Source organism: Streptomyces sp. ADMS (assembly GCF_033441795.1).
GTDB lineage: Bacteria > Actinomycetota > Actinomycetes > Streptomycetales > Streptomycetaceae > Streptomyces.
Map to the genome: position 1 here is coordinate 1 of NZ_JAVFVX010000166.1, position 11,872 is coordinate 11,872.

Sequence of the window (11,872 nt, forward strand, 5' to 3'; positions counted from 1 at the left end):
AGGTCTTTCACCTCCGCTCGAAACACAGCGCCTCACGGCGCACCCACGACCTCCGCCACTCCACCGCCACCCTGCTCCTGGAACAAGGCGTCGAACTCGTCGTCATCAAGGAACTCCTCGGCCGCGCCCACATCGGCGTCACCGTCTACGCCCACGTCCGACTCCGACTCCAACACCATGCCCTCGAAACCCTCGGCAAGACCCTCGACGAACTCCCCTAAAAACCGGACGGCAACGGCGGCGGACACCTAATGTCCGCCGCCGTTGCCGTCAGCTACTGCCGTCAAGGCCCGCTGGAGCCCTGTCAGACGCAGCTTGGCAGGGCCCAGGTTTACGATGCAAACCGCATAGACTTGCTGAATTCAGCCCGTTCAGCATGCTTACGGTTTCCCCCGAGTGGCCCTTCTCCAGACCGTCTCAAATTCTTGATGATCGATCTCCGTGGGGGTGAATTCCTCTTGCTCGGCAAGCTCCTCAATACTTGGCGTCTCGATTTCACCCAACATAGTTGCTCCCGTTGAGGTGACCTCACTAGCAAATTCATGCCGACCGTCTCGATACACCTCGACTTTACGAACTTCGTAGCGCTCTTCGTCGATTTCGCTGAAGAGAGTCACAGGCTCGCCGGGGAAGTCGTGATGCCAGACCACCTTTAGATACTTCATTGCTCGATGGGCCCCCTGCCGTGGCCGACTATCCTTTCGGATACATCCAGAATCCCCCCGTTGAGGACAAAGACACCCTCTCGATCAGGCGCCTTCCCGCACCCCGCGTGGCCGTACGTGCGCCCGGTGTAGCGGACCTGGCCCGACGGCGTCAGGGCGACACTCGTGATCGGTCAGCCGACGCACCAGATAGTCCCTGCCGAAGCGTCGACTGACTACCCGATCCCCCTGCTGGTTCCCCGGACCCGCCCCCGCCCTACAGCAACCCCGCCCCCGCCAAGAACTTCCCCACCCTCTCCACCTCGTCCTCCGACAACGGAATCTGTGGATCGGCGGTCACCGGGCAGTCGATGACCCCCCGCAAATACAGCGCCGCCTTGAACGCCCCCAGCCCCGCCGAGCTCCCCCCCATCCGCACCGGATCCCCCGCCGCCACCATCCCGAACAGCACGCACAACCGTTCCTGCTCCGCCCGCGCCCGCCCCCAGTCGCCCGCCCGGCAGAAGCGGTCCAGGCGTACGTACCCGGCCGGGTCGACGTTCGCGAGTCCCGGCACCGCCCCGTCCGCCCCCATCGCCAGCGCCGAGTCGACGAGCAGCTCGCTTCCCGTGAGGACGCTGAAGCCGCCGATCCCGGGGTGCTCCCGTGCCCCCGTCACCACTGCCCGGAACGATGCCAGGTCGCCGCTCGAATCCTTCAGGCCCGCCAGGACACCATCCGCCGCCAGTTCCAGTACCAGGCCAGCGGGCAGCTTGCTGTGTACGGACGCAGGGAGGTCGTACGCCACCACCGGGACCGGGCTGCCCGACGCCACCAGGCGGAAGTGGCGGGCGATCTCCGATGGGTGCGTGCGGGTGTAGAAGGGCGCCGTGACCACCACCGCGTCCGCGCCCGCCGCCGAGACCGACCGTACGTGGTCCAGTACCCGGGGTGTCGTCATGTCGATCGCGCCCGCCAGGACTGGTAGCCGGCCCGCTACGTGGCCCACCACAGTCTCCACCACCAGCCTGCGCTGGTCGTCCGTCAGATACGCCGCCTCCGACGACGAACCGAGCACGAACAGGCCGTCCACGCCCGCCTCCACCAGGTGGTCGACCAGCCTGACGAGTGAGCGTACGTCCACCCCGCGGTCCGGTGTCAGGGGAGTGCAGACGGGAGGGACGACACCGGTCAGCGGGGTGGGGAAGGTCATCAGGGCTCCCTGGGGTCTTTCGGGGCGTGCGGTGGTACGGAGGTGGTGACGGGGGCGTCAGCTACAGGGCTCTTCTGCGTGTCGGGCACGGCGGCGACCGCCTGGGCGACCAGGTCCCGCGTCGCCCGGCCCTCCTCCACAGGGTGGTGGCAACGGAACCGGTGTCCCGGGATTGACGCGGCCGTGAACTCCGGCATCCCCTCCGCGCACACCTCCGTCGCCTTCCAGCACCGTGTGCGGAACGGGCAGCCGGACGGGGGACGGGTTGCCGACGGGACTGGCCCGACCAGGGGAATCGGGTCGATCGGGTCCAGCAGGCCCGGCGTCGCCGAGAACAGTGCCCGGGTGTACGGGTGACGCGCCCTGTCCGTCACCTCGTCCGCCGGGGACTCCTCCACGATCCGGCCCAGGTACATCGTGATCACCCGGTCGCTCATCCGCCGTACCGTCTGGATGTCGTGCGAGACGAAGACGAGAGCCAGGCCCAGCCGTTCCTTCAGGTCCAGGAGGAGGTTCAGGATCTGGGCGCGGACCGACACGTCCAGCGCGCTGGTCGGTTCGTCTGCCACCACGAGGTCGGGGTTCAGGGCCAACGCCCGTGCGATGGCAACTCGTTGGCGTTGGCCGCCGGAGAGCTGACCCGGCAGGCCGTCTGCCAACGCCCTCGGCAGGCCTACCAGGCCCATCAACTCCCTTACCCGCTCCTCCCGTTCCTTCGTCGTGCCCCGCCTGTGCACGTCCAGCGGGTCCCGGAGGATCTGGCGGACCGTCAGGCGACGGTTCAGAGCCGTCGACGGGTCCTGGAAGATCATGCCGGTGCCTGTTCCGATGGCCGAGCGGCGCTCCGCCGGCTTCATCGTCCACAAGTCGTCGCCCCGGAACGACACTTGTCCCGACGTCGGCGGCTGCACGCCCACCAGCACCTTCGCCAGCGTCGACTTCCCGCACCCCGACTCGCCCACCACGCCCACCGTTTCGCCGGGCGCGACCCTGAAGTCGGCGCCTGTCAGGGCGTACACGCGGTCCCGGGTGAACAGGCCGCCGCTGCGGGCCTTGTGGACCACGTGCGTGTCCGACAGTTCCACCAACGGGGTCGTGGCCAACACAGCCGTACTGGTGCTCACTTCACCGTCTCGCTTCCCGTCGGCTCCGGCGTCGTCAGGTCGATCGCCGGGTGGTGGCAGGCCGCCACGTGGGTTGGTACGCCCAGGAGATCGGGGGCCGTCGTGCGGCACACCTCCGTCGCCAGCGGGCAACGGTCCGCGAAACGGCAGCCCTTGGGGAAGTCGGCGGGGGAGGGGACCGTGCCCTTGATCTGGGTCATGCGGACCGCCGCCGACTCCAGCGACAGCACGCTGCCCAGCAGGCCTCGGGTGTAGTGGTGGGAGGGGGACCCCACCAGGTCCGCCGTCACGCCCGTTTCGACGATCTGGCCGCCGTACATCACCACCACCCGGTCCGTCACGTCCGCCACCAGGGCCAGGTCGTGCGAGACCAGGACCAGGGCGAAGTCCAGCTCCTCGCGCAGGCGCAGGAGCAGTTCGATGATCTGGGCCTGGACCGTCACGTCCAACGCCGTTGTCGGCTCGTCCGCGACGATCAGTTTCGGCTCCCGGGACAGGGACATCGCGATCAGCACCCGCTGGCGCTGGCCGCCCGACAGTTCGTGCGGGTAGCTGCGGAGGGTGCGGTCGGGGTCCAGGCCCACCAGGCCCAGCAGCTCCTCCGGGGTGCGGCGGCCTCCTCGGCGTACGACCTGCTTCAGCTGCGAGCGGATCGTCATCGCCGGGTTCAGGGACGACAGGGCGTCCTGGTAGATCATCGCCATCTCGTGGCCCAGCAGCTTGCGGCGTACGCGCATCGGTTCCGCCAGCAAGTCCCGCTGGTTGAAGCGGACCTGGCCGGTCACCCGCGCGCCCTTCGGTTCCAGGCCCATCACCGTCAGTGCCGTCAGCGACTTTCCGCAGCCCGACTCACCCACCAGGCCCAGGACTTCACCCGGGTGGACCTCGAAGCTGATGCCGTCGACGATGTCCACACCCGCGTGGCGGGCCGCGAAGCCGATCGTCAGGCTCTCGACCGCCAGTATCGGCAGGCCGGTTGCGACCGGTCGCGCCCTTGAGCGCAGGCGCTCCGCCGCCTCCGTCAGGCCCGGCAGGGCGAGGACCTTTCCGGTGCCCGGCTCCGGGGCCTCCAGGGGGTCTTCCTGCTCCCGTACCTCCACGTCGCGGGCCGCCGGCGCCGCCCACGCGTCCGACACGCCCTCCGAGAGGACGTTCAGCGACAACACCGTGATCAGCATCAGCAGGCCCGGGAAGACCGTCGCCCACCAGCCGCCCGTCAGGACCATGTTCTTGCCGTCCGCGATGACGCTTCCCCAGGACGGGTCCGGCGGTCGTACACCCGCGCCGATGAACGACAGCGACGCCTCGAAGACGATCGCCTCCGCGACCTGCACCGTGCAGAACACCAGCACGGGCGCTGCGCAGTTGATCGCCACGTGCTTCAGGACAATGTGTGGAGTGCGGGCGCCGATCACCCGTTCCGCCGTCACGTAGTCCTCGCCGTACTGGTCCAGGACATTCGCCCGGACCACCCTTGCCACCGGTGGGGTGAACAGGAACGCGATCGCGCAGATCAGGACCGTGATGCCGCCGCCGAAGACCGCGACTAGCACGGCGGCAAGCGCGATGCCCGGGAACGCCATCACCACGTCCAGGCAGCGCATCAGCGTCTCGTCGACCGCCTTGCGTGACGTCGCCGCGATCGCGCCGATCAGCGCGCCCGCTGTCAGGGCCAGTGCGGTGGCGCCCAGGCCGATCGCGAGCGACCAGCGGGCGCCGTACATCAGCCGGCTCATGATGTCGCGGCCCAGGCTGTCCTGGCCCATCCAGTGCTCGGCGGAGGGGGCTCCCGTGCCGCCGGTCAGGGGCTGTTGGTCCAGGGGGTCGTCGGGGGCGACGAGGGGGGCGAAGACGGCCACGAACACCACCAGCGCCAGGAAGCAGACCGCGATCCGGGACAGGACCGGGAGGCGGCGCCAGCCGCGCAGACGGATACCCGGGCGGGACAGGAGGGCGGCCAGGCGCCCCCTTTCGAACATCATGAACATCAGGCCGCATCCCTCAAACGTGGGTTGACCAGGAGATAGAGGATGTCGATGACCAGGTTCACGACCACGAAACCGGTCGCCGTCGTCAGGACCACTCCCTGGACGACCGCCGGGTCGCCGTTCTTCACGGCGTCGATCATCAGCTTGCCCATCCCGGGGAGCGAGAAGATCGTCTCGATGACGACCGCGCCGCCGAGCAGGTATCCGACGCGCAGGCCCAGGACCGTGAGCGGGTTGATGAGCGCGTTGCGCAGCACGTTGCGGCCCACCACCACTCTCGGGGGCAGGCCGCTGCCGATCGCCGTACGGACGTAGTCCTTGTCCAACTCCTCGACCACCGCCGTACGGACGATGCGAGTGAGCTGCGCCGCCACCGGGAGGGAGAGCGCGAGAGCCGGGAGCGTCATCGTCTTCAGCCAGCCGGTGAAGGAGTCGGCCGGGTTGATGTAGCCGCCGGTCGGGAACCAGCCCAGGTCGACGGCGAGGTACTGGATCATCAGCAGGGCCAGCCAGAAGCCCGGCGCCGCGACACCCGTCAATGACACGACGCGGATGATCTGGTCGGGGAGGCGGTCGCGGTAGATGGCCGCCGTGACGCCGCCCAGCAGGGACAGGACCACCGCGATGGCCAAGCCCAGGAAGGTGAGTTGGATGGTGAGCGGCAGGGCGGTGGTGACCTGTTCGAGCACCGGCGCGCGGGTCAGTGCGCTGATGCCCATGTCGCCCTGGAGCAGGTCGCCGATGAAGTGGAAGTAACGGACGGGGAACGGGTCCAACAGGCCGTTCTGTTCGCGGAAGTCGTGCAGTTGCTGCGGGGTCGGGTTGGCGCCCTGGAAGAACGCGGAGGCCGGGTCGACGTCCGAGAACCGCATGACGAGGAACACGAACAGCACGATGCCGAGCATCAGCGGGACGAGCAGGATGATCCTGCGGGCCAGGATTCTGGCGATGGCGACCACGTACGAACTCCCGTACAGCTAGCGGTACTTGACGGTGGCCGGGCCCGCGGTTGCTAGACCCACTTGGCCTGGAGGAGGTTGATGCCCGGGTACGGCTGTGCCCTTATACCGGCGAGCTTCTTCGGGTCCCAGGCCGTCATCAGCTCGTTGTGGACGACCGGATAGAGCACGGCCTCCTCGGCGACGATGTCGATGTAGTCCTGGATCATCGCCTTCTTCTTCTCCGGGTCCGGCTCCTGCGTCGCCTGGTCCATGTCCTTGAAGAGCTGCTTGGCCAAGGAGTTGTCGGCCCAACGGGCGTAGCCCATCCAGAGGTTCTGCGGGCCGTAGTTGTAGTGCATGATCAGGTCCGCGTCGAGGCCGAACTGGTTGGGGTTCGAGGCCGCGGACACGACCTGGTAGTCCTGCCTCTGGTCCATCTTCGTGAACACCGCTGTGGTTTCCTGCGGGTTGAGGGTCGTCTCGACGCCGATCGCGTCCCAGGACGCCTTGATCGTGGGCAGGCAGTCGACGATCCAGCTGACGTTCACCGACAAAATCTCGATCTTCAGCCCGCTGACCCCGGCCTCCTTCAGGAGCGCCTTCGCCTTCTCCGGGTCGTGGTCGTAGACCACTTTCGCCGGCCGGTAGCTGGGGTTGGCCTCGTTGAGGAACGACGAGGACGGTCTGCCGTGGCCCTTGAGGGCCACCTGCACCATCTTCTCCGTGTCGATGGCGTAGTGCAGCGCCTGGCGGACCCGTACGTCGTCGAAGGGCTTGCGCTTGGTGTTGAACATCAGGAACAGGTTGTTCATCCCCGCCCCGCCCTGGACGTCCATCCCCCCGCTCTTGAGCTGCTGGATGTTCGCGTACGGGATGTTGTCGGCGATCTGCGCGCCGGCACTGGAGCCCGAGATCTTGGCGACGCGGGGCGCGGCATCCACTATCGTCATCCAGTTCATCTTCTTGAACGCGGCTTTGCGCGGTCCGTTGTAGGCGGCAAACGCCTCGAACGTCGTGTTCGACTTCGGGTGGTGCGCGGTCTGCCGGTACGGTCCCGAGCCGATCGCCTTGCCCTTGATCGCCTCGTCCCAGCCGCCCGGCTGGGAGAAGACGTGCTTCGGCATGATCTTCGCCAGAGTGAGCCGGGAAACCCCTTCCGGGAAGGGGAACTTCAGCACCAGCTCGACATTCTGCGCGTCGACCTTTTTTACTTCTTTCAGCCAACTGGCGAAAAACCCCTTGGCGAGTGTCTGCGTGTTCGGATCAAGGATTCGATCGAATACGAAGACCACGTCGTCGGCGGTGACCGGCTTTCCGTCGTGGAAGGTCGCCCCGGCCCGCAGCGTGAACTTCCAGGAGGTGCTGGAGAGGTCGCCGGGCACTGCTGTGGCGAGCGCCGCATACGGCTCGCGGGAGATCGGGTCGGTGTCGAGCAGACCCTCGTAGATGTGGTTGTTGGCGGCCATGGAGAAGGCGGAGGCCGTCTGCGTGGGGTCCCAGCTGCCGTCGTTCCCGTAGCCGATCACGGCCGTGAGCGTGCTGTTCGCGCCCCCGGCGCCGCCCCCGGTGTCGTTGGTGGACTCCGGCCCGGACGAGCAGGCCGACAGTGAGGAGGAAATGGCGGCGGCGGCACCCAGCGCGCCGGTGTACTTCAGGAACGACCGGCGGTGCGGGGCGGTCGATGTCTCGTGGGTTACGTAGCGGGTCACGTCGCGCACGATTCCTCCAGCGGGGTGGGGTCCGAAAAGGTGAGGAGATACGACGTCCTACGTCATAGGGGGCAGCGCGACCATAAGAGGGGCGGTGGGGCCGGTCAAGAGATCGCACACGAATGGCGTATCTGTCAGAGGTGCGACCAATGACGATATGAAATTCGACCAACGGTGGCATCAAGGAACGCGTGAATTCACGGCAGTCGGCTTTTGATATGCCTGGAGGTGGGACGTGGGATGTCCGGCGAGCGTACGATGCGCCGCATGTCTCAGGAGTCCGGGAAGCGGCGCCGGCCCGAGCGGCGGGTGAGCGGCCAGGTTCAGCGCGAGGTCATGCAGCTGATTCTCGACCGCAAACTCCGGGCGGGTGCGCCGCTGCCCACCGAGGTCGAGCTGATGGCGGCCCTCGGGGTCAGCCGCAACTCCGTCCGTGAGGCCCTCAAGGCGCTCCAGGCACTCGACATCGTGGAGATCAGACATGGCTACGGGACGTACGTCGGAGAGGCCTCGTTGACGCCGCTGGTTGACGGACTGACGTTCCGCACGCTCGCCCGGCACGACGGGGACGGCGCCGCCCTCGCCGAGATACTCCAGGTCAGGGAGGTACTGGAGGACGGGCTCATCCGGCGGGTCGCGGCGGTGCTGTCCGACGCACAACTGGACCGGCTGGAGTCGGTGGTCACCCGGATGGAGGAGGCGGGACGTGCCGGCCGGTGCTTCCCCGAGCTCGACCGCGAATTCCACGAGGCGCTGTACGGCCCCCTCGGCAACGCTTTCGTGCCGCAGCTGCTCGGCGCCTTCTGGACGGTGTTCCGCCGAGTCTCGGGCGCCCGCGGCTGGCACGACGACCCGGAGCCGGAGCTGACGGCCCGCAGGCACCGGGACATCGTGACGGCGTTGCGCGCCCATGACGTGGAGGGTGCGCAACGCGCGCTGGCCGTGCACTTCCGGGGGATAGAGGCGAGGGCGGCGCAGGAGTCGCGGGGCGTGGGGTGAGGGCGACAACGGATACGGATACCGGCTCGGGCATGTGAAAGGGGGCGCCGTCCCCTGTGCGGCGCCCCCCGTCACTTCCCCGTCGCGGCCTTGGCCTACGGCAGCGTCTTCTCGTACATCGCGTCGCTGTCCGAGTCGTAGACGACCTTGCCCGTGTTGTCGTACCCCTTGACGTGCGGAGCCAGGGTGACCTGCTGGTTCAGGGTGCCGGAGGCCACGAACCAGCCGTGGTCCAGGGCGGCTTCGCTGGTGCTGTCGCCGTACGAGACGGTCACCCGGGTCACGGAGGAATCGACCTGGCCGATGCTGCCCCAGCGGAACGGAAGCTTCCAGTTGCCCTTGTCGATGAACGACTGCTGGTGGAGCTTGCCGCCGTTCATGTCGGGCATGACCGGGCCGCCGTTGTCGAGCTCCAGGCCACCGCTGCTGATGTTGAGGCCGCTCGACTCGCCGTCCTTGACGTTGCAGATCAGCCGGGTCAGCTGCGGCTGCTCCTTGACGGCGACGACGTGGAAACCGTCGCCGGGCGCGTTGGAGTCACCGGTGCTGTTCAGAGCCAGGATGATCCGGTAGTCGGTGGCGTCGCCCAGATCGGTCCGCGTCCTGGGCGTGGTGTCCCTCTGCTTCTCGCGGTCCCAGGCAAGGCACTTCGCCAGGCCGTCCGAGGCCCGCGCCAGCGTGATCCCGTCGAGCAACTGCCCCGGCGTCGCCGGTCCGGCCGGTCCAACTGGCGCCGACTGCACGGGAGTCGGTGCGGTCCCCTGCGAGGCGCTGACCGACGGCAGTGGTGCCGCCGTGTCCACACCCTTGCCACCACCGTCCCCGTTCAGCGCGTACGCCCCCACGGGTGCCGCCACCAGCGCGATCAGGACCGCGCCGGCCGCCGCCACACGCCGGCGCCGTTCGATCGCGCCCCGGCGGCGGATCGTCGGATACGGCGCCGCCGAGGGCCGGATGGTGTAGGCGTCCTCCGCCATCAACTCGCGCACCTGTGCCTCGAAGTCCTTCCCGTGCTCGTTACCCACCTGCTGACCTGCTTCTTCTGACTGCTCCGACTGCTCCGACTGCTTCGGCCGCTGTTCCCCGTTCACCGGACGCCTTCCCGGACGTGTGACGTCCGACCGGCCTCGGGCCGGCCCACGACCTGCGCCAGTCCCGGATACGTACGCAACTTCGCCAGCCCCTTGGACGCCTGGCTCTTGACCGTGCCCTGGGAACAGCCGAGCGTGTCGGCGACCTCGCCCTCGGACAAATCCTCCCAGTAGCGCAGGACGACCACCGCCCTTTGTTTGGACGGCAGTTGGGCGAGGGCGCCGAGCAACGCGCTGCGCTCGTCGGCCCAGGAGACGGCTTCGTCGCGCCCCACCACATCGGGTGGCGCGTCGGTCAGTGCCTCCTGTACGCGCCGCTTGCGGAACCGGTCACTGTTGCAGCTGACCAGCATCCGGCGGACGTACGCCTCCGGATTGTCGGTGCGCGAGACCCGCCGCCAGGAGCGGTACGCCTTCGCCAGCGCCGTCTGCGTCAGATCCTCGGCGTGGTGGGCGTCGCCGGTCAGCAGATACGCGGTACGCACCAGATGGGACCACCGCGCTCTGACGAACTCATGGAACTGGGCCTCTTGTTCGGCCTGCATCGAGTACCCCCTCGCCCACCAGACCACCGTTTCCCCGGAATCGGTTGCCCGGGTTCCGGGACCGGGTTCGAATGTACGGATGGACGAGCCGGGGGATGCGCGGATGGACGAGCGGGCCGACGGGCGCTGGGACGAGGGCGATGCGAGCGTGCTGCGGTTGCCGTCCGGGCGCCTGATCAGGGGGCGCGGCCTGCGTCGGCCGCTCGACCCGGCGGCGCCTGCCCCCTCGTACGCCGTCTATCTCCTCGGCAGTCAACCCCCGGCTGTTCTTTGGGAGTTCCGCTGGCTGCACTGGCCCGACTTCCGGCTTCCGAAGGATCGCGCGGACGCCCGGGCGGCCCTGGTCGAGGTGTGGGAAAGGGCGGCGGGTGAGCGGGTGGAGGTCGCGTGCGAGGGTGGGCGTGGACGTACGGGGACGGCACTGGCGTGTCTCGCGGTGCTGGACGGGGTGCCCGCGGAGGAGGCGGTGGCCTATGTGCGGGCGGGATACGACCGGCATGCGGTGGAGACGCCCTGGCAGCGGCGGTACGTCCGGCGGTTCGGGTGAGGTGGTGGGCGGATCAGAGGCGCAGGGTCATGGCGAGGCGGTCGGCGTGGGGCCCGAAGTAGTTCTCGCGCGGCGCGGGGGCGGCTGCGAAGCCGAGCGATTTGTACAGCTCTGTCGCTGCGGAATTGGGCGGCTCGGCCGATAACAGCGCCTGATGCGTGGCGCCGTGGCGCAGGGTGAAGGTCCGGCGACTGTTCCGGGTGCCGACCCAGGCGGAGGCCACCGAGGAACTGGAGCGGCTCTGGCAGAGCCACCGGGGCCCGGGTATCGACACGCGGATCGCGGTCCGGGAGGCCACGGAGCTCGCCGACCCGCCCAGCGTGGCCCCCGGCGCCTCCGGATCCGGTGCGGGCGCCGGGTGACCCACTGGGCCATTGGCTGACAGCCGATAGCAGGCCTCAGGGTTGTACGACCCTCAGCCCAGCGCCTCCGCCAGGACGCCCGCCGTCGCCGCGACCAGTGGATGGTCGGCGGCGGCGTTCTGGTCGGGCTTCGTCGTCTGGACGGCCAGGACGATCGGTGTGCCGTCCTGCGTCCAGGCGATACCCACGTTGTTGTTCGTGCCGTAGGGGCCGCCGCCCGTCTTGTCGGCGATCGTCCAGGTCGGGGGCAGGGTGAGGCGGAAACGGTTGTCGCTGGTCGTGTTGTTCAGCAGCCAGTGGGTGAGGAGTTCGCGGTCCGGACAGTTCAGCGCGTCACCGAGGACCAGACGGGCGTACGTACGGCCGATGGCGTACGGCGTCGTGGTGTCCGTGAGGCGCCACGGCTCCGCCGAGTTGAGCTCGGTCTCCCAGCGGTCGAGGCGGGTTGCCGGGTCGCCGAGGGAGCGGGCGAAGCGGGTGATCGCGGTGGGGCCGCCAAGTTCGCGCAGGAGCAGATTGCCGGCCGTGTTGTCGCTGAACCGGATGGCCACGTCGGCGAGTTGGGCGACGGTCATGCCCTCGGCCAGGTGTTCCTCGGCACGGGCACGACCAATGCCGTGAGCAAGGCAAGGGGCATCATCCGGGCGCAGCTCCTGACCGGTACGGCGGCCGTCGGGCTCGCGGGGGGGGGGGGGGGGGGGGGGGGGGG

General features: G+C 68.6%; 13 protein-coding genes. 4 read left to right on the forward strand and 9 right to left on the reverse strand.

Features of this window, described 5'->3' with window-relative positions:
- Positions 1-221 (forward strand): tyrosine-type recombinase/integrase (locus RB628_RS37240; protein WP_318325071.1); only part of this gene is annotated, 221 nt, incomplete at its 5' end.
- A 159-nt stretch (positions 222-380) separates the two neighbouring features.
- Here RB628_RS37240 and RB628_RS37245 read toward each other — a convergent pair.
- From RB628_RS37245 to RB628_RS37270, 6 genes are all read right to left on the reverse strand, one after another.
- A complete protein-coding gene (locus tag RB628_RS37245; RefSeq protein WP_318325072.1) occupies positions 381-665 on the reverse strand; it encodes a DUF6881 domain-containing protein in 285 nt (94 codons plus the stop codon).
- A 256-nt stretch (positions 666-921) separates the two neighbouring features.
- On the reverse strand, positions 922-1,857 hold the full coding sequence (locus tag RB628_RS37250) for a dihydrodipicolinate synthase family protein (RefSeq protein ID WP_318325073.1): 936 nt from the start codon (positions 1,855-1,857) through the stop codon (positions 922-924).
- Positions 1,857-2,981 (reverse strand): ABC transporter ATP-binding protein, encoded by a 1,125-nt coding sequence (locus RB628_RS37255; protein WP_318325074.1) that lies wholly within the window; start codon positions 2,979-2,981, stop codon positions 1,857-1,859. The genes RB628_RS37250 and RB628_RS37255 overlap by 1 nt, the downstream gene beginning before the upstream one ends.
- The gene (locus tag RB628_RS37260) at positions 2,978-4,969 is read right to left on the reverse strand and encodes a dipeptide/oligopeptide/nickel ABC transporter permease/ATP-binding protein (RefSeq protein ID WP_412180787.1); all 1,992 of its coding nucleotides are present in this window, start codon (positions 4,967-4,969) and stop codon (positions 2,978-2,980) included. Before RB628_RS37260 ends, RB628_RS37255 begins: the two co-directional genes overlap by 4 nt.
- Positions 4,969-5,928, reverse strand: a complete 960-nt coding sequence (locus tag RB628_RS37265) for an ABC transporter permease (RefSeq protein ID WP_318325075.1) — start codon at positions 5,926-5,928, stop codon at positions 4,969-4,971. The genes RB628_RS37260 and RB628_RS37265 overlap by 1 nt, the downstream gene beginning before the upstream one ends.
- A 53-nt stretch (positions 5,929-5,981) precedes the next feature.
- A complete protein-coding gene (locus RB628_RS37270; protein WP_412180788.1) occupies positions 5,982-7,628 on the reverse strand; it encodes an ABC transporter substrate-binding protein in 1,647 nt (548 codons plus the stop codon).
- Positions 7,629-7,886: 258 nt separating this feature from the next.
- Here RB628_RS37270 and RB628_RS37275 point away from each other — a divergent pair, with 258 nt between their 5' ends.
- A complete protein-coding gene (locus tag RB628_RS37275; protein WP_318325077.1) occupies positions 7,887-8,618 on the forward strand; it encodes a FadR/GntR family transcriptional regulator in 732 nt (243 codons plus the stop codon).
- Positions 8,619-8,713: 95 nt separating this feature from the next.
- On the opposite strand, the gene RB628_RS37280 is transcribed toward RB628_RS37275, so the two are convergent.
- Together RB628_RS37280 and RB628_RS37285 are read right to left on the reverse strand one after the other, a co-directional pair.
- Complete coding sequence (locus RB628_RS37280; protein ID WP_318325078.1) at positions 8,714-9,643, reverse strand: hypothetical protein; 930 nt, start codon at positions 9,641-9,643, stop codon at positions 8,714-8,716.
- Between the two features lie 62 nt (positions 9,644-9,705).
- The gene (locus tag RB628_RS37285; RefSeq protein ID WP_318325079.1) at positions 9,706-10,254 is read right to left on the reverse strand and encodes a SigE family RNA polymerase sigma factor; all 549 of its coding nucleotides are present in this window, start codon (positions 10,252-10,254) and stop codon (positions 9,706-9,708) included.
- A 103-nt stretch (positions 10,255-10,357) separates the two neighbouring features.
- Between RB628_RS37285 and RB628_RS37290 the strand changes: the two genes are divergently transcribed.
- Positions 10,358-10,801, forward strand: coding sequence for a protein-tyrosine phosphatase family protein (locus RB628_RS37290; protein ID WP_318325083.1), 444 nt, complete (start codon positions 10,358-10,360; stop codon positions 10,799-10,801).
- Between the two features lie 158 nt (positions 10,802-10,959).
- The gene (locus tag RB628_RS37295; protein WP_318325080.1) at positions 10,960-11,163 is read left to right on the forward strand and encodes a hypothetical protein; all 204 of its coding nucleotides are present in this window, start codon (positions 10,960-10,962) and stop codon (positions 11,161-11,163) included.
- 53 nt (positions 11,164-11,216) lie between these two features.
- Here the strand turns inward: RB628_RS37295 and bla are convergent.
- Positions 11,217-11,872, reverse strand: a 656-nt coding sequence (gene bla, locus RB628_RS37300; RefSeq protein ID WP_318325081.1) for a class A beta-lactamase, incomplete at its 5' end; no start/stop codon positions are given.